Annotated in this window: 22 protein-coding genes; 18 read left to right on the plus strand and 4 right to left on the minus strand. The window is 36.4% G+C overall.

Translation table 11 applies throughout. From position 1 onward, the window contains the following. The first annotated feature begins 235 nt into the window (after positions 1 to 235). The 9 genes from ABN217_RS02670 to ABN217_RS02710 all read left to right on the plus strand — a co-directional run bounded on the left by ABN217_RS02670 (position 236) and on the right by ABN217_RS02710 (position 12,217). On the plus strand, positions 236 to 2,626 hold the full coding sequence (locus ABN217_RS02670; RefSeq protein WP_349439033.1) for a DMSO/selenate family reductase complex A subunit: 2,391 nt from the start codon (positions 236 to 238) through the stop codon (positions 2,624 to 2,626). Continuing rightward, the gene (locus ABN217_RS02675) at positions 2,623 to 3,252 is read left to right on the plus strand and encodes a DMSO/selenate family reductase complex B subunit (RefSeq protein ID WP_196552967.1); all 630 of its coding nucleotides are present in this window, start codon (positions 2,623 to 2,625) and stop codon (positions 3,250 to 3,252) included. Before ABN217_RS02670 ends, ABN217_RS02675 begins: the two co-directional genes overlap by 4 nt. Then, positions 3,249 to 4,121 carry a dimethyl sulfoxide reductase anchor subunit family protein gene (locus ABN217_RS02680; protein ID WP_196552968.1) on the plus strand — a complete coding sequence of 291 codons (873 nt, stop codon included), beginning with the start codon at positions 3,249 to 3,251 and terminating at the stop codon, positions 4,119 to 4,121. The genes ABN217_RS02675 and ABN217_RS02680 overlap by 4 nt, the downstream gene beginning before the upstream one ends. A gap of 14 nt (positions 4,122 to 4,135) precedes the next feature. Next, positions 4,136 to 5,020, plus strand: a complete 885-nt coding sequence (locus ABN217_RS02685) for a 4Fe-4S binding protein (protein ID WP_340893042.1) — start codon at positions 4,136 to 4,138, stop codon at positions 5,018 to 5,020. Positions 5,021 to 5,151: 131 nt separating this feature from the next. Next, positions 5,152 to 6,189: an NAD(P)H-quinone oxidoreductase gene (locus ABN217_RS02690; RefSeq protein WP_196552970.1), complete on the plus strand. Its 1,038-nt coding sequence runs from the start codon at positions 5,152 to 5,154 to the stop codon at positions 6,187 to 6,189. A 499-nt stretch (positions 6,190 to 6,688) separates the two neighbouring features. Then, positions 6,689 to 8,524: a tyrosine decarboxylase gene (locus ABN217_RS02695; RefSeq protein WP_340893041.1), complete on the plus strand. Its 1,836-nt coding sequence runs from the start codon at positions 6,689 to 6,691 to the stop codon at positions 8,522 to 8,524. Between the two features lie 460 nt (positions 8,525 to 8,984). After that, on the plus strand, positions 8,985 to 9,884 hold the full coding sequence (locus ABN217_RS02700; RefSeq protein ID WP_349439031.1) for a PadR family transcriptional regulator: 900 nt from the start codon (positions 8,985 to 8,987) through the stop codon (positions 9,882 to 9,884). Beyond that, complete coding sequence (locus ABN217_RS02705) at positions 9,877 to 10,032, plus strand: hypothetical protein (RefSeq protein ID WP_164526352.1); 156 nt, start codon at positions 9,877 to 9,879, stop codon at positions 10,030 to 10,032. The genes ABN217_RS02700 and ABN217_RS02705 overlap by 8 nt, the downstream gene beginning before the upstream one ends. A gap of 667 nt (positions 10,033 to 10,699) precedes the next feature. Next, a complete protein-coding gene (locus tag ABN217_RS02710) occupies positions 10,700 to 12,217 on the plus strand; it encodes a carbohydrate porin (protein ID WP_340893038.1) in 1,518 nt (505 codons plus the stop codon). A 120-nt stretch (positions 12,218 to 12,337) separates the two neighbouring features. Here ABN217_RS02710 and ABN217_RS02715 read toward each other — a convergent pair whose 3' ends face one another. Beyond that, positions 12,338 to 13,123 carry an ATP-grasp domain-containing protein gene (locus ABN217_RS02715; RefSeq protein ID WP_196552974.1) on the minus strand — a complete coding sequence of 262 codons (786 nt, stop codon included), beginning with the start codon at positions 13,121 to 13,123 and terminating at the stop codon, positions 12,338 to 12,340. A 253-nt stretch (positions 13,124 to 13,376) separates the two neighbouring features. Here ABN217_RS02715 and ABN217_RS02720 point away from each other — a divergent pair, with 253 nt between their 5' ends. The 3 genes from ABN217_RS02720 (at position 13,377) to ahpF (ending at position 16,511) form a co-directional block, all read left to right on the plus strand. Beyond that, positions 13,377 to 14,027 carry a hypothetical protein gene (locus ABN217_RS02720; protein ID WP_349439030.1) on the plus strand — a complete coding sequence of 217 codons (651 nt, stop codon included), beginning with the start codon at positions 13,377 to 13,379 and terminating at the stop codon, positions 14,025 to 14,027. Positions 14,028 to 14,311: 284 nt separating this feature from the next. After that, a complete protein-coding gene (gene ahpC, locus ABN217_RS02725; RefSeq protein WP_006536680.1) occupies positions 14,312 to 14,875 on the plus strand; it encodes an alkyl hydroperoxide reductase subunit C in 564 nt (187 codons plus the stop codon). Between the two features lie 70 nt (positions 14,876 to 14,945). Beyond that, positions 14,946 to 16,511 (plus strand): alkyl hydroperoxide reductase subunit F, encoded by a 1,566-nt coding sequence (gene ahpF / locus ABN217_RS02730; RefSeq protein WP_349439028.1) that lies wholly within the window; start codon positions 14,946 to 14,948, stop codon positions 16,509 to 16,511. 131 nt (positions 16,512 to 16,642) lie between these two features. On the opposite strand, the gene ABN217_RS02735 is transcribed toward ahpF, so the two are convergent. Next, a complete protein-coding gene (locus ABN217_RS02735) occupies positions 16,643 to 17,632 on the minus strand; it encodes a phage integrase (RefSeq protein ID WP_109849561.1) in 990 nt (329 codons plus the stop codon). 66 nt (positions 17,633 to 17,698) lie between these two features. Continuing rightward, positions 17,699 to 17,998 carry a helix-turn-helix transcriptional regulator gene (locus ABN217_RS02740; RefSeq protein WP_349439200.1) on the minus strand — a complete coding sequence of 100 codons (300 nt, stop codon included), beginning with the start codon at positions 17,996 to 17,998 and terminating at the stop codon, positions 17,699 to 17,701. A 101-nt stretch (positions 17,999 to 18,099) separates the two neighbouring features. Between ABN217_RS02740 and ABN217_RS02745 the strand changes: the two genes are divergently transcribed. From ABN217_RS02745 to ABN217_RS02755, 3 genes are read left to right on the plus strand one after another with little or no spacing between them, the layout of a single operon-like run. Next, positions 18,100 to 18,360, plus strand: coding sequence for a Cox family DNA-binding protein (locus tag ABN217_RS02745; RefSeq protein WP_349439026.1), 261 nt, complete (start codon positions 18,100 to 18,102; stop codon positions 18,358 to 18,360). After that, the gene (locus tag ABN217_RS02750) at positions 18,357 to 18,548 is read left to right on the plus strand and encodes a hypothetical protein (RefSeq protein WP_109849559.1); all 192 of its coding nucleotides are present in this window, start codon (positions 18,357 to 18,359) and stop codon (positions 18,546 to 18,548) included. Before ABN217_RS02745 ends, ABN217_RS02750 begins: the two co-directional genes overlap by 4 nt. Beyond that, the gene (locus ABN217_RS02755) at positions 18,538 to 18,846 is read left to right on the plus strand and encodes a hypothetical protein (RefSeq protein WP_349439025.1); all 309 of its coding nucleotides are present in this window, start codon (positions 18,538 to 18,540) and stop codon (positions 18,844 to 18,846) included. The genes ABN217_RS02750 and ABN217_RS02755 overlap by 11 nt, the downstream gene beginning before the upstream one ends. A gap of 4 nt (positions 18,847 to 18,850) precedes the next feature. Here the strand turns inward: ABN217_RS02755 and ABN217_RS02760 are convergent, their stop codons facing one another. Next, positions 18,851 to 19,300 carry a hypothetical protein gene (locus tag ABN217_RS02760; RefSeq protein ID WP_349439023.1) on the minus strand — a complete coding sequence of 150 codons (450 nt, stop codon included), beginning with the start codon at positions 19,298 to 19,300 and terminating at the stop codon, positions 18,851 to 18,853. 199 nt (positions 19,301 to 19,499) lie between these two features. Here ABN217_RS02760 and ABN217_RS02765 point away from each other — a divergent pair, with 199 nt between their 5' ends. The 3 genes from ABN217_RS02765 (at position 19,500) to ABN217_RS02775 (ending at position 22,672) form a co-directional block, all read left to right on the plus strand. Then, positions 19,500 to 19,721: a DUF2732 family protein gene (locus tag ABN217_RS02765; RefSeq protein ID WP_349459026.1), complete on the plus strand. Its 222-nt coding sequence runs from the start codon at positions 19,500 to 19,502 to the stop codon at positions 19,719 to 19,721. Further along, positions 19,714 to 19,935, plus strand: coding sequence for a TraR/DksA family transcriptional regulator (locus ABN217_RS02770; protein ID WP_349439022.1), 222 nt, complete (start codon positions 19,714 to 19,716; stop codon positions 19,933 to 19,935). Before ABN217_RS02765 ends, ABN217_RS02770 begins: the two co-directional genes overlap by 8 nt. 76 nt (positions 19,936 to 20,011) lie before the next feature. Then, entirely contained in the window at positions 20,012 to 22,672 is a 2,661-nt protein-coding gene (locus ABN217_RS02775) for a toprim domain-containing protein (RefSeq protein WP_349459027.1), read from the plus strand. Positions 22,673 to 22,809: the final 137 nt, after the last annotated feature.

Genomic DNA, 22,809 nt, shown 5'->3' on the forward strand with positions numbered 1-22,809 from the left:
ACTCTTTCTTTTATTAACATAAATATAGGTAAAGTTAACTAGATGTATTTTTGATGCAACTTAATGCTAACTTGAATTAGCTTTTCCTTATAAAAAGTGGGGGATCTGCAAAGAAGTGCGGAAAATTGAAACATTCTATTACCTATTAAGTGGTATTGATGTACATCAATGAGGGTTTACCACTATATCTTATCATTTTCACTAATGAGAGTTGTTATGTGAGAATGATAAACTAATGAAAAAAATAGAAAAAAGTGAGAAAAACAAAGGGATGATGTCATTGAGCCGTCGCCACTTTGTTCAAACAAGCGCTGCACTAGTCACTGTGCCATTTTTCGCACGAAATGCATACGCTAATGCAGATAAAAGCTTACCAATGGCAAAAATAGACACCACTCCCGCTACTGTCGTAGCAACATGTAGCACTTTTGACTGTGGTGGGAAATGTGATATTCGAGCACATATAAAGGAAGGAATTGTCACTCGAATTACAACGAGACCCGATAATGAATTAGATGAAACCATGCCAATTATGCGAGCGTGTGTGCGTGGCAGAGGTTATCGTAAATTTTCTTATCATGCTGATAGATTAAAATACCCAATGAAAAGGGTCGGCAAACGTGGTGAAGGTAAATTTGAACGCATTTCATGGGATGAAGCAACAACACTAATTGCAGAAAATGTGACACGTTTAACGGAGAAACATGGTGCTGCAAGTCGTTTTTTAACAGTGAGCACAGCGGTAACAGGAGGGATCTTCTCTGGTGATACCATGATGAAGAAACTCTTTAACTTAACAGGAGGGTATCTTCCTTATTACCATTCAGTCAGTTTAGGTAACACCTTAAAGGTAACGCCTTATACTTATGGTATTGCCAAAACAGGTAGCTCTCTAGACACCCTTGAAGATACACCATTAGTGATTTTATGGGGTCATAATCCGAATGAAACCATTTTTGGGCATACTAACCATTATTTTCAAAAAATGAAAAATAATGGGACTAAATTTATTGTGGTTGATCCTCGTTATTCCGATACCGCCCAATCTCTCGCTGATCAATGGATACCGCTTTTACCAACAACAGATAATGCTTTAATGGATGCAATGATGTATGTCATTGTCACCGAAAATCTTCATGACAAACCATTTATTGATAAATATGTAATTGGTTTTGATGAAGAGCATATGCCAGAAGGTGTTCCCGCTAATGAGTCTTTAGTTGCCTATTTAACAGGCATGAAAGATGGTGTCTTGAAAACGCCAGAATGGGCTGAAAATATTACACGAGTCCCTGCTAACACTATTCGTCAGTTAGCTCGTGAATATGCCATGACAAAACCAGCCGCATTAATTCAAGGTTGGGGGCCTCAACGTCATATTTGTGGTGAACGTAGTGCCAGAGGCTCGTCATTACTCGCAGCCATTACAGGAAATGTTGGTAAGAAAGGAGCATGGGCAGCAGGATATGGTGGTATTGGTAATCGTCAATCTATACATGGGCCTAATATTGGTGAAAATCCAGTAAAAGCCAAAATCTCTATTATGAACTGGATGCAGGCTGTTGAAGATGCAAGTTCAGTTCGTGCTGAAGATGGGCTTCTTGATGCAGATAAACTTGATACTAATATTAAGATGATCTTCTCATTAGCAGGCAATTATTTAGTTAACCAAAATCCCGATGTGAATGCAGCAGCAAAATTATTAGCAGATGAATCAAAAGTAGAGTTTATTGTTGTTAGTGATCTCTATTTATCACCTTCAGCAAAATATGCTGATTTAGTGTTGCCAGAGACCAGTTTTTTGGAACGCTGGAACATAGGCAACACATGGGGAACAGGTAATTATTTTCTACTTTCTGAGAAAGTTATTGAGCCCGCTTTTGAACGCCGTTCTGATTATGAATGGATCACGGAAGTTGCTGAAAAAATGGGTGTAAAAGAAGCGTTCACTGAAGGTCGAAGTGAGAAAGAGTGGATTTCCCACCTTGTTGATACTAACAAAACACGTTTTGAAGATAGACCTGACTTTCCTAATTTTGAAGAGTTACAAAAAACACGCCATTACCTTTTTAAAGATGCTCCTTTTGTTGCATTTGAAAAAAATATTAATGACTTTGAAAATAATCCATTCCCGACACCTTCAGGTAAAATTGAGATTTTTTCTAAACGTCTTTATGACATGAATAATCCTGATATTCCAGCTTTGTCTCATTATGTGCCAGCAATTGAAGGCCCAGAAGACAAATTAGCAGAAAAGTATCCATTGCAAATGTTGACCTGGAAAGGAAAAAATCGAGCCAACTCAACACAGTATGCTAATCCTTGGTTAAAAGAAGCTCAACGTCAAGAGGCGTGGATAAATCCAATTGATGCTGAAAATAGAGGTATCAAAGATGGTGACATGGTGCGTATTTATAACGATCGCGGGATCACTGAGATCCCCGCATTAGTAACACAACGCATTATTCCTGGAGTTGTTGGTTTACAAGCTGGTGCTTGGTGGGCTCCCGATGAAAACGGAGTTGATCATGGTGGATGCCCTAATGTTTTAACATCGACACGAATGACACCATTATCACATGGTAACTCGCATTTAACTGTTTTAGTTGAGGTAACCAAAGCATGAGTGACTTTAAAGAATATGCACCGGTAAGCGATGAACAGCTCGGTTTCTTTATTGACTCCTCTCGTTGTTCTGGTTGCAAAGCTTGCCAAGTAGCATGTAAAGATAAAAATAATTTAGAAGTTGGCCGCCGTTTTCGACGTATTTATGAAGTAAAAGGGGGCGGTTTTGTACCAACAGGACAAGGTGGTCTGGTTAATAATGTGTTTGCATACACATTAACTATTTCTTGTAACCACTGTGAATCACCCGTTTGTGTGAAAAACTGCCCAACAACAGCAATGCATAAACGTGAAGGTGATGGCATTGTTCGTGTTGATACCTCTAAATGCGTAGGTTGTGGTTATTGCGCGTGGTCTTGCCCTTATGGTGCACCACAAATGAATGAAGAGACCGGACAAATGTCAAAATGTGATTTTTGTATTGATTTACTATCAGAAGGCAAAAATCCAATTTGCGTTGATACATGCCCGCTAAATGCAATTAAGTTTGGCAAGATTAAAGAGTTAAGAGCGAAATATGGTCATTTAAGCCAAGTTCAAGGATTACCTGACTTTACGATGACTAATCCAAATTTAGTTATCAAGCCTCATACTGGCGCGACGAAAAAGGGAGGAGTTCAAGCATGAATGAATGGCCATTAGTGACATTTACTTTATTCGTCCAGAGTTCTGTTGGCGTGACTCTTTTTTCGGCTCTTTATTTTTGTTGGTTAGAAAAAGAGATTGGTAATCAAAGAGCCACGATTGCTATGCGACCCGTGTTATTAACTGCCACTATTTTAGGATGTTTAGGATTATTAGCATCAACGCTGCATATGGGATATCCATGGAATGCTTTTCATGCATTACGCCATATTTCTTCATCATGGTTGAGTCGTGAAATCATATTTGCTGCTGTTTATCTTGGTGCATTATGCCTTTATACCTTAGTAATTTTGATTAAAGGACGTATGAACAAAACTTTATTAGCAGTTATTGGTTTGTTTGGCATCATCGATATAATTTGTATGGCATCACTTTATTACAACACATCAATGCTGACATGGATGCATGCCAATACTTACGTTATGTTTATCGGAGCATTATTTTCATCAGGTGCCGCGATAGCATTATTGATCACCGCATTGCGCGTTAAAGCATTTGTGAATGGAGAGTTAGCTAAACGAATTGTAATCAGTGCATTAGTCGTTATTTTTCTTGCAGTGACATTACGTATGGTGGAGCAACCCTTTTATTTAGAATGGATGTCATCAGTCATTTCAACTAATGATGTAATAACATTCCCTCATACGCCTATCATTGCGTATAATGAAACATTCGGATTAAGAATATCTGCATGGATTTTGTCAATTCTTGGTATTTTAATGATGGGATACAGTGTATGGAAATATCATAATGCTGTATTTACTTCAGGATTGCGCATGGTAATAGTAAGTAGCGCAACAATACTGATTGCAGAAATTCTCAATCGTTTTGCATTCTTTATTGTAAAGTAGTGGAGTAGTGATGTATGAGGCGTTTTATTAAGGTGGATCTTCCTCCTGAACCAATTATTAATGATAAATGTGTTAGAAAACGCCTCAAACAAAGCCTATGTGATAGTTGCTCTAAAGTTTGTCCTGTAGGTGCTATCACTTTTAGTCACCTAGAGGTAAAAATAGATAATGAACGCTGTTTTCAATGCGGTAATTGCCTATTTACTTGCCCTGTAGATGCAATAGAAAACATTGCACCTCATGAAAGAACACATCAGGATAATTATCTTGTTGTTAATCATGATGAACCACTAGCCAGTACAGAAGAATTGTTAGTGTGGCATCGTCAATATCACATTAGAGGAATGAAAATAGCGCAACCTTTAGTGGATAAATGGCTTCCTGTTTTAGCGAATTTAAATCTTCAACTAAAAACATTACAAGAGCCTATCTGGCAATTAATGATCATGGAACCTACTGATATTGATAGTGGACGTCGTTTTATGCTTTTTCGTCAAAAACTCGATGAAAAACCATTAAATAAAAACCAAGTAAGAACAGGATTAAATGCAAGAAAACAACTATATCCAGAAGATAGTTGGTTCCAAATCCAGTTAGATAACGAAACATGCATTCTTTGTTCCGCATGTGCCAAGGTCTGTGATGAAGGTGCGATTGAACTCGAAAACAATATATTCAAACTGGATGAAAAACGTTGCACTGGTTGTATGAATTGTGAAGTCGTTTGTTTTCCTAAATCTATTCATGTCAAAGAACATGTCGCTAAAAATAGCGAACCCACTCTTTACCACTATTATGATGCACACTGTGAAAAATGTCGGTTAGCTTTCTTATCATGGAAATCCGACGCAATATTGTGCCCGATTTGCATACAACATCAGAAGCAAGGTTGGTTATAATCTTCCTTTAAATACACTTGATCTATTTATTGCTTAATAGGCGAACACTTTTCTTAAAATAAATAAGATAAGTGATAGAAACAGCTTAATTAGCGTTAAACTCTGAGAGTGGACAAATTAAATGGGAGCATATGATGAATACTGTTTTACCTGCAAAAATGTTAGAGATTGCTATTACAGAACCTGGTGATATAGACAAATTACAAGCAAAAATATCATCCATTCCTTCACTTCCTCCTCATTATCTTTTAATTAAAGTTGCCGCCTCAGGTGTTAATCGACCTGATATTTTTCAAAGGCAAGGAAGCTACCCTCCACCAGAAGATGCTTCGCCTATTCCTGGACTTGAAGTTGCTGGAGAAGTAGTGGCTTTAGGTGAAGGCTGTACTAAATGGCAATTGGGTGATCGGGTTTGTGCTTTAGTCGCAGGTGGTGGTTATGCTCAATATTGTATTGCACATGAAGACATCGCATTGCCATCAATGAATTTAACGGATATTGAAGCTGCCGCATTACCTGAAAACTTCTTTACTGTCTGGGCTAATTTATTCCAGTTAGGCAAACTAAAACAGGGTGAGTCTGTCCTTATTCATGGCGGAACATCTGGGATTGGCTCTACTGCGATTATGCTCGCTCATGCTATAGGGGCAACCATTTATACAACCGTAGGTTCTGAAGAAAAAAAGGAAGTAGCTTACAAAATTGGTGCTGATTATGTCATTAATTACAAACAAGCCGATTTCGCTAAAGAAATTCCTATCTTAACTCAAGGCAAAGGGGTAGATGTTGTACTTGATATTATCGGTGGCGATTATGTCGAAAAGAACTATCAAGTTGCGAGCAAATTTGGACGCATAATACAAGTGGGCATGATGAAAGGGATGCCAAAAAATGTAAATATGATGCCGATGATGATTAAACGATTAATTCATACAGGCTCAACAATGCGTTCTCGTTCAGTAGAAGAAAAAGCTTACATTGCACAAGAATTAAAACAACATGTATGGCCATTGATTACTGAAGGTAAAATTAAGCCAATAATTAATGCCATTTTCCCATTAACAGAAGCAGGAAATGCTCATCAGTTAATGGAATCTGGTGATTTAATTGGTAAAGTTATGCTAGAAAATACGACTTATAACGTAAGTGATAGTAATCAAGGGCGTTAAATATTATTTGTTATAAGAAGTGATGGTTATTTTTTGTTTAAAAAAGCGAATATTCCGAAAAACACATGTTCAATTTATCATGTGTTTTTTTATATATTGAAGTAAAAATGAATAACAATTAAATAAATATATTTTTAGTGAAGCATAAAATTTAATATCTATCCCTTTTAATTGATACTGGGCGATAGAAATATTTATTTATTCTAATTAAAGTAGATTTAAGTATTAACCTTAGTAAAAATAATATCACATTAGCTGAAAAGTAACTTAAATCAAAATTGATAATAAAACAAAGAAACTAACAAATAAAACTAAATCATTTATCATTAGATAGAAAAAACTTTAGTTTGAATTGAAAAAATCTTAACTGATATCAATAAAATAAAGAAGATTCTTACTCATCATGTAGTATATCATTTGAATAGAGATTAATTATTTACGATTAATAAACACAATTCTCATTAAAACAAATAACAAAAATTTATATATAGGTGCGATGATGGCAAATCATAAACAAACCTGTCTGAGTGCTACAGAGCGTGTATACCATACCCGAACCGTTGATACCCTAGCATGTTATCATCGAGAGATGGCAAAAATATTAATGAATAGTGAGTATTCTTTTCCTAATGCAAATAAAGCAAAAAAAAATAATAGTGATAATTTAGAGACTAAAATAAAAAATTGTACGATTGAAAAAAAAGCAGTAGATAATGCTTATGACAATATTTTAGAAACACTAAAACAGCAAAGCAATTTTACTCAATCAGATATTGAGCCTTATTTTTCTCATCATCATTCACAGGTGATGCAATTGGCTAAATTCGGCTACCTTTCTGCATTGGCTTACAATTCAGATAATGTTTTTAATCACCACTCCCCCTTACAAAAACAACAAGAAAAGAAAATTATAGATGATCTCTGTAAATTAATTGGCTATTCATCGAAAGATGCATTTGGGCATATCACGACAAGTCATACCCTTGCTTGCTATGAAATATTATGGGCACTTAGAAATTTAAAAACATTACCAATGGCCATTGCCCGCCATCCCAAGTCACGAGATTTGGTTGCTGATAAAAAAGCATTTGAATTATTCAATATGTCTATCTCAGATATTTTAGCTATGGGTGAACAACTTCATAAACGTGAGATTTTTGATGATGTTAGTTATTTGACATGCCGGGGAACGGGTATGACAAAAACGATGCATTTAGGAAAATTGCTTGTCCCTGTTTCGCGTTTTGAATTTTGGAAGAAAGCAATGGATATATTGGGGTTAGGATATGACAACCTTATTGCATTGCCCATTGATGGATCATTTAAAACAGATACTGAAAAAATGCGTAGTATTGTTTTACGCCTTATTGAACAGGGTGAACCTATTTTGGGTATTATTGGCATGCTAGGATCTCCATCTTATGGCAGCATTGATAAATTAAAACCACTTTTTGAATTAAGAAGAGAGTGTGAAAAAAAATACAAAAATTCTTTTTATATTCATATAGATGCTTCACAATTCGGCTATATGAAAAGCTTATTCCTTGATGATAATTACGAACTTATTCCTTATAAGACATTGTGCAAAAAACTAAAAAAAGAAGCGCCTCTACTTGAATTAACCCCAGAAATATATGAAAGCGTCACACAACTTTCTCTTGCAGACTCTGTCTCTTTTGAGCCTTTTCAAGCTGGTTTTTCACCTTATCCCACGGGTGTCGTGTGTATTAAAGATGCACGCATGAGTCATTTTCTAACTAACCCACCAAGATTATGTCCAGAGCAAGCTGATGGAGTTCCCGAAATTGACGGTATTCAATCAGCACCCGCAGTGGCTTCAATGTGGAGTGTACATCAACTTTATCCCTTTACTTTATCGGGATATGGAAAATATGCCCAGATTCAATGGGAAACACGAGTCAAACTTGAACAATTCTTTAATCAAGCTCAAGCCTTTGAGAAAGAAGGGGAGCATTATTTTATTCGAGTTTTATCAGCATCTGATTTTAATAAATTGAATTTTGCAGTTGTGAAAAAAGGGAATAAATGTTTAGAAACACAAAATAAGCTGAATAAAGAAATATATGAGAACTTAGTTGTAAAAAGTCACTACAGGCAAGACTTAAGCTTACTTACACTTTGCGCTCGTAATAGTGATGATGCGCCTGCACAGTTTTGTCATGAGTGTTGTCTAGATAAAAATGAATGGGAAACAATCAAACATTTAAGTCTGTTACAACTTACCATAAAAAGTACACAAATAGGTGATAAACAACAAATTGAGGCAGGGTACCAATATATTAAGAAGGTCGTTTTATCTGCGTTAGAGAGATAGTTATAACAATAATTTTTTATCACTAAAAAATATTCACCCTAAAAAACGAAGATATGAGTGATATCTCATTATCTTCGCTTTTTTGGGGCTCTATCTACATTTAATGGTTCTCCTCACAAAAAAAGGTGACGTCGTCACTTATCGTTTTCTCTTTATTACTTGTAATCATCAGCTCACTAAAACAGAGCGACAACTACTTCCCTAAAATTTATTTTTTATAGCTATTTTGATTTTTTCTTCTTTTATTTCCACTGATAGCACATAAAAGCAAACTCGATAATGAGAATCATTCATAATAACTCTCTGTCTTATATGTATATAATCATAGATAAATCATATTGTTAAAGATAAAGTGGATTTAGATGCATATTTAGATATATCTAAAACTTGATCATTTAGATATATCGGTTTATATTGCATTATATAAATTCGATATATCTAAAACAATGAGGGAATATTTATGATGATTCGAGCATTACATTCACTTTATCAACAACGCGCCGAAAACGGCGAACATGGTAACCATGGTCACGGAAAAGGACGTTGTGGGGGTAAAGGGAAACAAGATCGACACCATGGAAATCACGGCGAGCATTGCTGTCATGGCGAACATGGGCATGAAGGTCACGGTGAATGTCGTCACGGTGAACATGGTCACGGGCATAAAGGTCGCAGTGAATGCTGTCATGGAGAACATGATCACGGACATAAAGGTCGTGGTGAATGTTGTCATGGTGAACATGATCACGGACATGAAGGTCGCGGTGAACGTTGTCATAGCGAACATGGTTTTGAAAAACAAGGTAAACAACGCGGTCGTGGATGTGGTGGGCGAGGTAAAGGCCAAGGTCGTCAATTAAAACGTATGTTTGATCATGGTGATTTACGAGTTTTATTGCTCAGCATGATTGCGAAAAAGCCGAGCCATGGTTATGAAATTATTCGTGAAATAGATGAAGCCTCGTCAGGATTATATGTGCCTAGCCCTGGTGTTATTTATCCAACACTAACATTACTTGAAGAGCAAGATCTACTGGTTGCCACTATTGCTGAAAAAGGTCGTAAAAATTACAGCATCACACCTGAAGGCTCTGCATTTTTAACTGAACATCAGGAAATAGATGCCAATATTCAAAGAAAACTTGCTTATGCGAGAGACTTGTCTCAAAACGCGGGTGGTGTTTCTGAAGAGATTGAGTCTGCTGTTGGAAAATTAAAGGCTGTATTACGCCATAAACTGGTGTTAAAAGAGCTTTCAGTGGAAAAAGCGGAACGTATTGCTTCTATTCTTAATGAAGCAGTTGAGAAAATCGAAGCTATTAATGAGGCATTGATCTCAGAGGAAAGGGAAGATGAATAAAACAGATACTCAACCACAAAATACAAGAAGACATAATGAAATAGAAAAAGAGGATTTAGAAAATAATCCAGCTGTAAAAGAACAAATTTGCCCTAAAATGCCAGTTTCTTACTTTCGTAGAGCATTACGTAAACCTGGCAGAATATGATAATGATGGACGGAGGTTATCATAATATGACCTCTGTCAGTTTTTTTCTATCTGTTGTTTCTCCTCGCCTACTGCTTTATAAAAATGGTTTTTAAATAACAGAAACCAACAATTTCCTTGTAAAACTCGTTTTATTTCCTAATTACTATCTTAGCAATCACTCCTTTATTTATTTTTATAAGTCATCATTTTTTGATGACCATTTGTAGCATTTTCCTTAGGTTATTGTACTGATATCAAAAAAATCACAAATGATTGTGGAAATGTTCCACATTAGCGATTATTTTATTTAGGTTAGTGAGCCATTATAAAAATAGAAAACGTAAACCAGAGATATTCTTGTAATAACAATAAAATAAATACTAGATCAAAATAATAAACGTTCGTAAGCACTTAAACGAGAATAAGTGCATTACTTCAAACGTATACCTTACTTGATAATACGTGCATTTAATGCACATAAATTAGAGAAAGGTAACATAGATAGTGGTTTATTTATTGTTGAGAATAGAAATAGCGATACGAATAAACGGTTGATATCTATAAAAATATTGCCGCATAAAAATAATAATACGCTATATCAAATAGGACAATCGATCGACTAAGTTGATTGTTATGTATTTGCCGTACCTATTTAATCAACATTTGCTAACTTAGGAATATTCGAATGAAAGTGAAAGCATTATCTGTAGTGATAAGTTTGATACTCGCTACACCGTTATGTGCTAATGCACAAACTGATATAAGTGCTATAGAAGCAAGATTAAATGCGTTAGAACAACGTGCTAATGCGGCTGAAGCAAGAGCTGTTGCAGCAGAACAAAAAGCCGCTCGTCTTGAGCAACTTATTAATTTAAATAATGGTTCTAAAGTAAAACCTGTAAATAACGTTACTGCAATAAATATGGAGCAACGCATTGCTGTATTAGAAAAGCAATCAGATGAAGCTCAAGCTAAAGCCAATATCGCTCAGGCTCAGCTAAATGAACTTCAACAAAAACAGTCAGTTCAGCTTACTAATACAGGAAATAAAGAAGGTACAGGTTTTTTCTCTACTAATACAAATTGGGGTGATCTCAAATTGTATGGAGATGTTGAATATAATATTGATGCAGCAAGTAAAAAAGGTCAATTAACATCAATGAGAATGATGCCTGGTAAGCAAAAAGACTTTGAAGATAATGAAAAATGGTCACTTAATGGGCGGATTTTAATCGGTATTGATGGTGAACGAGAATTAAAAAATGGCAATTATGCTGGTTTTCGTGTTCAGCCTATGGCTGACATGACGGGTAAAATGAATCTAGATGATGCTGCTTTTTACTTTGGCCAACGTAATAAATGGGAATATAAAATTGGCCGTTATGAAGCGTTTGATATGTTTCCTTTGAATCAAGATACTTTCGTCGAATATTCAGGTAATACTGCAAATGATTTATATGGTGATGGTTTTGGCTATATTTATATGATGAAAGAAGGGCGTGGCCGTAGTAGTGATGGTGGTAGCATGATGGTTAACACACATTACAACGACTGGTATTTTGAGTTAAATGCGTTAGTTGAAGATGGAACTTCAGTTTTCAAAGATGGTGAGTATCACGGGCGTAAACTTGATAATCGTAAAAATGTTATTTATATGCGACCAGTTGTTGCATGGCAGAAAGATAACCTAACAATTGCAGGTGCGATAGACGCAAACGTAATAAGTAAAGCTTATGGTTATGAGGATGAATATGGAAAATTCCAAGATCAATCACGTCGCACTGGCTATGGGCTAACGTTAAAATGGGATACTTTAGCTGATGATCCTACTAATGGCATTGTTGCAAACTTAAGTGCTGCTTATCTTGATGCTAAAGATGAAAATGATTTTTCAATAGGTAGTAATATATTGTGGCGTAAATTCCAATTAGGTTATATCTATGCACATAATGATATTAAAGCTTATTATCAAACAAGCGGGCATAATGGGCAAAATGAAACCTATCTAACGCTTAATCCTGGTAAGTACAATATCAATACAGTATTTGCTTCTTACGAACTGCCTAATATCTTGGATATGGATAATTTTAAAACCTATTTAGGTGCTTATTATTCGCGGATAGATGGCAAAGACGAGATAAATGTACATAGTAGCGATAAAGATCGCTACGGTGCTCGTGTTCGCTTTAAGTATCTCTTTTAATTTTATTTTTTGATACTTTATGTTAGGTATTAGTCTTACATCTAAAGACTTCAAATTTTAATGTACTGTTATTAATTGAAGTCTTTGCCTTTTTATATATAGCGATAAGTATGTAAAACCTCAAATACCTGATAAAAGAAAGGCTTTAACGAGTTTTTCAACCTGCCACTCTTTAATGTCAGAAACTTGTCCATCACCAACCTCAACTAAGCGTAATTCTCCAGCCGTGTTTTTGACTACATCTATGGAATAAAAAGGCGTATTTATCTGTTTCGCTACTTTTCTTACAAACTCAGGAATTTCATTATCTGCAGAAAATATTTTCTTATTTAAAACAAAATATCTACGTTCACTATTATTAATAAATTCTTCAACCCGGCGAAGGCTGACGCCACCTTCAATATTTCCCCTAAATTGTGTAATCAATTTTAGTATTTCCCTAATATCATCTGCATTTTTAGCGATAGAGCCTCTCGTTGTCGTTAACGATTTTACATAATCTTTCACAAAATAGGCTGGCCATTGAAGCTGCTTAGTTAACTTTTCAAAATCCGTTTCTGCATTAACAATGACGGTTTCTGGTGTGAACTTTTTACAATATTCATACCAACCCGTTATGTGGTGATTACGAATATAATCTTCTGGTGTTTCAAGCATTTTTCCGCCATGAATATCCACGGCATCGTATAACTGTTGATACTCATTTTTATTTAGCATCCAACCTCGCCAAATAACGGGGTGTTCTGATTTAAAAGGGTGTGAAAACTTATATTTACCCAATGGTATATCTTCAGATGAGAGCAACAAGCAATGAATATTGAGTGCTTTGGCACAACGATATTCTTGCTCAAAGGCCTCATCGGGTTTGCCAGTTTTAGAATAGTCATCAGGGTAAATTATTTGCATAAGTAATTTCTTTTAGTTCGATAAATTTAATTGGATGTATTTTAATGCTTTATTTAATGGTTTGAAGCTTTTTACTCTTAATTACATATTCTCTTTTTTAAGTTGTGAGATCTCTCGATTTTTTGATCTTTTCCCTGCTAGATAACGGATTTTACTCGTGTCATAGTTTTATTTCCTGTCATAATCTGTTTAGCAATTACAGACATAAAATAACGTATTTAAATACGATTAATATTAAGTAGGAAATACTTCAATGCCTTTCTATACACAAAACAGTTATCCAAATAATAATAAGACCTATAAGCAAAATAGAATAAAAACACTATTAATAGGTTTGGCCTTAATTCCTTCCTTCGTATTTGCAGATGACCTGTCACAATTACCACAAAAAGAGCGAGTAGCTTATTTTACTCAAGTCCAGCAAGCCGGGATCACAGGAGTTGCTATTAAAACCAAACCTGTATTGGCAAGGCCGGCTAAAGAAGGCGAGATCATCACAACCATTATTAAAGGTGAAGGTGTTGAAACTGTCTCTGAACCTGCAAAAGTAGGGGATTGGGTTGTGCAAAATATCTGTCCAGAGACAGGTAATGAAGAAATATTGGTAAGAAAAGCTAAATTTGTTCAACGCTATAATGTTGCAGAGAAAAACAAAATTAATTTAATTTCTTATCCTAATGATTATCAAGCTTTTATTCCGAAAGGAATTGAAATGAATTATTTTATTGTGCCAGGATCTACACCCGCTTTTGCAATGAAAGCCCCATGGGGAGAATTGCAACGTTTTCAACCAGGTGATGCGGTTGTTCAATCCACGATGGATAGCCAAGATATTTATCGTATTCAAAAGGCGGCATTTGAGTGTACTTATACTATTCTTAAACCTGCCAAATTAGCACAATAGTATTAAGCTAATCTGTGATAGGTTGAATTATTATTTTTATAATTCATAACGTTATAAGTATATCGCTATTTAAGACAAGGATATTAAATAAAGAGACTGGTTGATAGTAAGTAAGGCATACTGCCATGTTGTTTAGTTGCTTTAATAGCTACATTTCGTTAACCTATCTCTATCAATTTCTTCAACTCATTAGGTAAAACCTATTGAACTGATAGCAGGAATGTATTAGCTATTCTCAAATGGAATAGGTACATTAGTTCCCATACCAAACAGGAGGAAATACAATGTCTTTAATTAATACCCCAATCAAACCATTCAAAAACATGGCATTTAAAGACGGTCAATTCGTAGAAGTGACTGAAAAGGACGTCGAAGGCAAATGGAGCGTTTTCTTCTTTTACCCTGCAGACTTCACTTTTGTGTGCCCAACCGAATTAGGTGACTTAGCGGATCATTATGCTGAGTTCCAAAAAATGGGCGTAGAAATTTATTCAGTTTCTACCGATACACATTTTACCCATAAAGCATGGCACAGCAGCTCAGAAACTATCGGTAAAATCAAATATGGTATGATTGGCGACCCAACTGGCGCATTAACTCGTAACTTCGAAAATATGCGTGAGAACGAAGGTCTTGCAGACCGCGGTACTTTCGTTGTTGACCCACAAGGTATCATCCAAGCAATTGAAATCACAGCTGAAGGTATTGGCCGTGATGCATCAGACCTGCTGCGTAAAGTTAAAGCTGCTCAGTATGTAGCTAGCCACCCAGGCGAAGTTTGTCCAGCAAAATGGAAAGAAGGTGATGCAACTTTAGCTCCATCACTGGATTTAGTTGGCAAAATCTAAATAAGAATTAAGCCACTAAAAAAGTTATTTATCGGGTGTTTCGGCACCCGATTTTATTGAGGGTGCAAAAATGTTAGATAATAATTTAAAAGCTCAATTGAAAGCTTATTTAGAACGATTAACTCAGCCAGTTGAGTTAGTAGCAACATTAGACGACAGTAAACATTCAGCTGATATTCAAGCGCTATTAAAAGAAATCGAACCATTATCCGATAAAGTCACTTATCGTGAAGATAATAACGCTGATGTACGTAAACCATCTTTTCTTATTACTAACCCAGGAAAAGAAACGGGTGTTCGTTTTGCCGGTTCACCATTAGGCCATGAATTTACTTCATTAGTTTTAGCATTACTGCAAACTGGTGGTCACCCATCAAAAGAAGCACAAGAATTACTTGAACAAATTCGTCAGTTAGACGGTGAGTTTCATTTCGAAACCTATTATTCGCTCTCTTGTCATAACTGCCCAGATGTTGTTCAGGCATTAAACTTAATGGCGATTTTAAATCCGAAGGTCACACATACAGCGATCGACGGTGGCATGTTCCAAAATGAAATTCAGGAACGCAATATTATGGGCGTTCCAGCTGTATTCTTAAATGGTAACGAATTTGGTCAAGGTCGTATGACTTTAGCTGAAATCGTTAACAAAATAGACAGCAATGCAGAAAAGCGTACTGCGGAATTATTAAACCAAAAAGATGCATTTGATGTATTGATTGTTGGTAGTGGCCCTGCAGGTGCATCAGCTGCAGTTTATTCAGCGCGTAAAGGTTTAAACACAGGTCTTATTGGTGAGCGCTTTGGCGGTCAAGTTCTTGATACTGTTGATATTGAAAACTATATCTCTGTACCAAAAACAGAAGGTGCAAAACTTGCAGGTGCATTAAAAGCCCACGTTGATGATTATCAAGTGGATGTGATTGATAGCCAAACAGTCAGTCGTTTAATCCCAGGCGCATCAGAAGGGGAATTACACCAAATTGAAACAGCATCAGGTGCAATTTTAAAAACCCGTAGCTTAATTATTGCAACAGGTGCTCGCTGGAGAAATATGAATGTTCCTGGTGAAAATGAGTACCGTACTCGTGGTGTAACTTATTGTCCACACTGTGATGGCCCTCTATTTAAAGGCAAAAGAGTCGCCGTGATTGGTGGTGGTAACTCAGGTGTTGAAGCTGCAATTGACTTAGCAGGCTTAGTCGAACATGTCACAGTGTTAGAATTTGCGCCAGAAATGAGAGCCGATGCTGTATTACAGAAAAAACTGCGTAGCTTAAGCAATGTAGAAGTTATCTTAAATGCTCAAACTACAGAAGTGTATGGTGATGGTACTAAATTAACCGGTCTAAAATATAAAGATCGTACCAATGATTCTATGCACGATATTGCGTTAGCAGGTATTTTTGTTCAAATTGGCTTATTACCTAATACGCAGTGGTTAGAAGGTACTGTTGAGCGTAATAAGATGGGCGAAATTATTGTTGATGCTCGTGGTGAAACTAATATTAAAGGTGTTTTTGCCGCAGGTGACTGTACTACAGTACCGTATAAGCAAATTATTATCGCCGCCGGTGAAGGTGCTAAAGCCTCACTTAGCGCATTTGATTACTTGATCCGCACGACTGCAAAATAAGTAAATCAAAGATAATCAATCAGTTATAGAGAAAGGCATCTTTTTTAAGATGCCTTTTTTTGTACATAAAACCATCAAAAAGGGCTGAAAAGTGCCCCTAAGTGTTCAAGTGTGGACAATATGTGGACACTCTAAACCAGTAATTCTGTACTACCTTTCAAGGGGTTATATTGAATGGCATCTTGTAAGAAGTCTGGAGCAAAGTGTGCATAGGTCAACGTTTGTTGCAAATTAGTGTGTCCTAATATGCGTTGTAACGTAATAATACTTCCGCCGTTCATCATAAAATGGGTGGCGAATGTATGGCGTAATGCATGGGTTGCCTGACCTAATGCCATACTGGGCTTCACTTTTTTAATTGCTCTACGAAACATGTGATAAGACGTTTCAGTAAAGAGCAATCCTGATTTCTTTGTACAAATCATGTCTGCAACAGCTTGAGAAATTGGCACAATTCTTGGCTTATTGGTTTTGGTGTACGTAAATCTCACCTTATTTTGGATCACATGTTCACGTTTTAGCTTGAGTGCTTCACCCCAGCGGGCACCAGTGCTTAAACAGAGAACGGCAACTTTTAGGTTGTCACCTTCCAATAATGCTAATAATTGCTGAATTTCATTATCTGTTAGATATGACATTTCAGTCGTTTGCTGTTTTAACCGTGATATTCCTTGAACGGGATGTTTACTTAAAAAGAAATCCGTTTTTTTAAGCGCCGTAAACATACCGCTGAGTGCTGAGATATCCCTATTTATCGTTGAGGCTTTTACGCCAGAAGCGAGTCTAAGCTCACGATAAAGTACCAATTGCTTATCGGTTAATTGGCAAACAGGGGGATTATTCAGTGATTCAGCAATACGCCTCACTCTTAGGTGTGTCATTCTTCCATAAGGTGTATTTTTGCCGAACACTTCCCACCAAATATCAATTAAATCGCTAAGAGGGCGAATATCGGTTGATGTTTCTACCCAATCTTTTGTTTGCTGATTAGCCAGTGAATAACGTTCAAATAAAATAGCTTCTTGCTTCTTTTCAAAGCGTCGTCTGATCCGTTTTCCGTGACGGCCAGCCGGTCTAATGTCCACTTCATATTGACCATTTTCGAGTTTCTTAATTGTCATAAGAAAGCCCTCCAATGGAACAAATGCTTTGCGAATCAATAAATTCGCAAAATGCTTGATGTATTGTTATCCAATTTTCTTGTCTGAGTGGGATGATTGCGTGCTGTCTTGCCCACTGTGTGCGAGTGCCGGTGCGATTTGCCCAGCATCAGGATTAACTTCATCGAACATAAACCAGTCTCGATATTTCCTGAATACTTTGGCGGAAAAGATTTTCACACCTGATTCAAACGTCATTTTCGATTTGTCATTTTCATAACCGTGGTAGGTTGCATAATTTAGCCCAACCAAATCAGCGAGTTCCCTTTTTGTCATCTGTTCGGAGTTACGCATTAATCGTAATTTCTCACCTTGCGATCTTGATATTATGTGGAGTTCTCCATGTTGTATCGAGTATTAGATATTTCCTTGCAATGAAGCAAAGAGTACGAAAGCGCTATAAAGCGCCTGACATAAGAGGGTAGCAGATGAGAGAGAAAATCGTAAGTCTGTCAGATGGCGTGACTGAGGAAAAATTTGCTGAATTAATCGGTAAGCCGGCGAGTGCAGTTGCAGATATGCGCAAAGCAGGAAAGTTACCCATTGTTCAAATGAAAAGACCGGGTTCAAGTAGAGCCGAAAACTATGTTTATCTGCCTGCATGGAATAACGGTTTAAAGATGGCTTATGAATCTTTACCAAAAGAGATGCGTGACGGTTGGTTAGTGTGGTTAGGACTGAAATCATGATACGACAAATAACTGAGCATAGTTTTCTGTATCGTGGCTTTACGATTATTAAGTTGCCACGAAAAGCAATGAACCCAGTTACTCGTTATCACGTTTGGCTAGATGATCAGTCATTCGGTAAGTTTGATGCAATGGCTGAGGCGGTTAAATATATTGATGGGTTAAGGAAAGCTAAAAATGAAAAGTAATTCAATCGTTAAGAATACACAAAATGGGGTATATATTTGTATTGAAGATAAATATTCACCAATAAATAGTATTGTTTTTGAATTATCACAGTTGATACATTTTATTCCAGTTAATAATATTGGTAATACAGTTTTAATTTCTGTAAGTGGAATGGCTGACTTTAGCCCAAGTATTCCGTTTGCAAAATTTTTAAGTTTTTTTCGTTATATCATTGAGCGAAGTCAGAAACTAAATAGCCACTCACATTTATTTACGATAACAATAAATAAAGATTTGTCTTGTGAATGGCAATGTTAGTTAATTAAAAATGTTTACGGCGTGCAGATGGATGTAAATCACCAATATCAAATTTAGAAGAGAATTCTTTTGAAAAATGCATATTGGGAATTAATACGCCAGCAGAATCGACAATAGGGGATGAAATGATTTCATTTTTAAATATTTCAGCTTTTAAGCGAGCTGTCTCATATGAAGGCAGATGCGTTTCTTGCTTTATAACTAAGTTGGTTATGCCGTTGAAATCAGAGAGTGCGATCCAGTGCCAACCATTGGATGTTTCTTCAAATTTAAAATATATCAGGCTCTTATCGTCACAGACATCTAAATCAGCTTGCTCAGTATATAAAATAGTTTCTTCTAAATTATCAATGGATTCCATTCTAGAAGAAAAAGCTGGACTAGCTATTTTTAAATCATTATATACCAGCTCCCAATAAGAGCTTTGTTTAATTACATGAACATAAAATTTCATTGGATTTCCTTTTTTGCAATGGTTTTTATGCCTGTTTCCTGTCAAGAAATTGCAGGCATAAAAAATATACCATACACCATGTTTCCGATCATGGATAAAAAATCGGTTCAAACGATTTAATTAGATTATCAATATTTAGAAATTAAATAATGACCTTTATCGGTCAGGGCTTTTTATTACCTAAAAATGAGGTTTTAAAATGAGAAATATTTCAGAACCTATATTTACGCCTGTAGCTGAAAATATAAAAGCAAATAGAGAAGATGAACGTAAATCATTAATAAATCATTTTGCCGATCGTCAGCGTCAATTAGCCAACAAAGTATTAATAGATAAATTAGATTACGCGCAGGTTCACCAGTTATTAATTGGTGAGGCAGATAAATTGGAGTCAGAAGCAGGAGAACTTAATTATGTCTGATGCAGTTGATCGTGCCAATGAATATGCAGAGCGAGTGCTGGAACAAAATATTCAAGCAACGAGAAAGGCAATAAAGAGTGTATCGGCGTTTAAATGTGAGAATTGTGATCATCCAATACCTCAAGCCCGTCGCCAAGCAGTTATAGGCTGCACATTATGTATTGATTGCCAAATATTGCTTGAGCTAAAAGAAAAACATTATCACAGCATATGAGAATCATTTTTTATAAGTAAATAAAAAGCACACAACCTGCGGGATAGGCAGTTATTGTGTGCTCTAAGGTTATCTCATGAAATCATACCATATTCAGGCGTTATTACCTCGTCTTATACACGATTTTCAATTCAAAGAGCAAAATGGCTATTTGCGTCAAGGTGTTTGCCCAAGCTGTAAGAAAAAAGAGTTATTTACTTCAATTGAAATGCCGTTTGTGTTGCGTTGTGGCCGTGAGAATAAATGTGGTGCTGAATTGATCGTAAAAGAAATTTATCCCGATATATTTGACGATTGGTCAACTCATTACCCTAAGACACAACAAGCACCCAATGCGGCAGCAGATGCCTATTTACAGCACGCTAGAGGGTTGAACATTGAGCCATTAAAGGGGCTCTATTCAGAATCTAGTTATCATGCTAATGGGTTAGGTGCTGCAACAGTTAAATTTGCGTTACCAGAGGGCGCATATTGGGAACGTATTATTGATAGACCATCAAGATTTGATCGTAAAGCTAACTTTTTTGGTTCTTATAAAGGGCATTGGTGGTCATTACCCCAACAAGATTTAACACAAGCTAAAGAGATCTGGCTTACTGAAGGTATTTTTGATGCGCTAAGTCTTATTCAAAATGGTATGACAGCAGTTTCACTGATGACTTGCCATAATTATCCTGAAATTGCTTTAGCCAAGTTAAAAGCAGAAATTGGTAGCAATAAAAAACCGTTATTGATTTGGGCATTAGATAATGGTGCAGCTGGCGAACGGGCTATGAGTAAGTTTGTTGCGCGTAGTCATGAGGAAGGTTGGAAAGCGACTGCCACCAGACCAGCAGAAGTTGATAATGGGAACGATTGGAATGACTTGCACATGAAAGGCAAGTTAACTGAACGAGATATGGCTCGTTATCGTTATTATGGGAAGTTGCTATTAGCTTCCACTGCGTTTGAAAAAGCACGTTTAATGTTTAATTGGACGGAGCGTTCAGAGTTTGATTTTCAGCATGATAACCGTTTGTATTGGTTTAAGTTAGATATCGACAAAATGATGAAGACGATTGAGCGTATTCATGATGCAGAGCCTGATTTAGATGAGGATGAAGCCAGACAAAAAGCCGTTAAAGAGTCTGGCGCCGTAATTGAAATAGCCAACTGTTACCCCACGCCATTATATTTCCAAAAATCGGTAGAGACCGATGAATCATGGTATTACATCCGTGTTGATTTTCCTCGACAGCCACAAGTTAAAGCGACTTTTACCGCCTCACAATTAACGAGTGCCAGTGAATTTAAAAAGCGTTTATTACATGTGGCAAAAGGGGCGGTTTATACAGGTACAACTTTACAATTAGATCGTATTTGCAAACAGGCATTGCCTGATATCAAAGAGGTGATCACTCAAAATTATGTGGGCTACAACAAAGAATATGGTGTGTATGTATTTAATGATGTGGCAATACAAGACGGTAAGTGTTTTACGTTGAATGAGGAAGATTATTTTTCTTTAAATAAACTCGATATTAAGACGTTAAGCCTTAGCCCATCATTATCTATTAATACGGATTTTAGCGAATTTGATACCAATTGGTTAGGCTCTCTTTGGGAGGCTTTTGGTGTGAAGGGCTATGTTGTATTAGCGTTTTGGGTTGGGTCCCTTTTTGCTGAACAAATACGAAGAACACATAAGAGTTATCCTTTTTTAGAGATTTGCGGTGAGCCGGGTTCGGGTAAAAGTACCTTAATTGAGTTTTTATGGCGTTTATGTGGTCGTGCAGATTATGAAGGGTTCGATGCATCAAAATCGAGTGTTGCAGCTCGGGGGCGTAATTTTTCACAAATTAGTAATTTACCAGTGTGCTTAATTGAAAGTGATCGCGTACAAGATAACGCAAAACTAAAAGCGTTTGATTGGGAGGAGTTGAAATCTTTGTATAACGGCCGTGCAACTCGTTCGTTAGGGGTAAAAAACAGTGGTAATGAGACTTATGAGCCATTATTTAAAGGCAGTATTGTGATTGCACAGAATGCCGAGATTAATGCCTCACGAGCTATTTTAGAGAGAATAATTCATCTTTATACTGATAAGGCTGAGCAAAGCGTAGAAACCCGTTATGCAGCCATTGCTCTTGAACGTTATCCCATTGAAAAGTTATCAGGTTTTTTACCTAAGGTATTAATGAAAGAAGCTGCAATATTAAAACAATACAATGAGCGTGTAGATGATTTGCAGGCGCAGTTATTTGCGGATAAGGCGATTAACCATGAGCGGATCGCCAAGAATCATGCACAGTTAATCGCATTATTGGAAACATTAGCATTGGTATTGCCAGTAAAAGATGCGCATATCCGACAGACACGTAACTTTATTATTGAGTTAGCTAAACAACGTGTTCAAGCCATTCAGTTGGATCAACCGTCAGTTATGGAATTTTGGGATATGTTCGATTATCTACAAGATAATGAGCCATTTGGTGTTAATCATAGTATTGAGCAGGGCGTTTATGCAGTGAATTTTAACCATATTGCGCAGGTTGCCAGTGAACACAGACAATCAATGTTATTAAATACTGATATTAAAAACTTACTGAAAGCAGGGCGTATGCGTAAGTTTGTGGGTATTAAGACTGTGAGGAGTGTAGTAAACAGTCAATTTAATAATTCACTGGCGATAGGGAGTGCGCTAAAAAGACCTGAAGTAATTAAGTGCTGGGTATTTCAGGAAAACAGCGAGAGTTAGTTTCTCCCTTCATTCATCTAAAGGCTGCCGATGTGTAGCCTTTCTTTTATCTATAGAAAATCATCAAGTCATTATCATAATTACCAAGAGCAACAAAATAGAGAAGATATAAATATTTGTACAATAAATAATCATTG

The organism is Proteus sp. fly-1067 (assembly GCF_040139345.1).
Lineage (GTDB): Bacteria > Pseudomonadota > Gammaproteobacteria > Enterobacterales > Enterobacteriaceae > Proteus > Proteus vulgaris_B.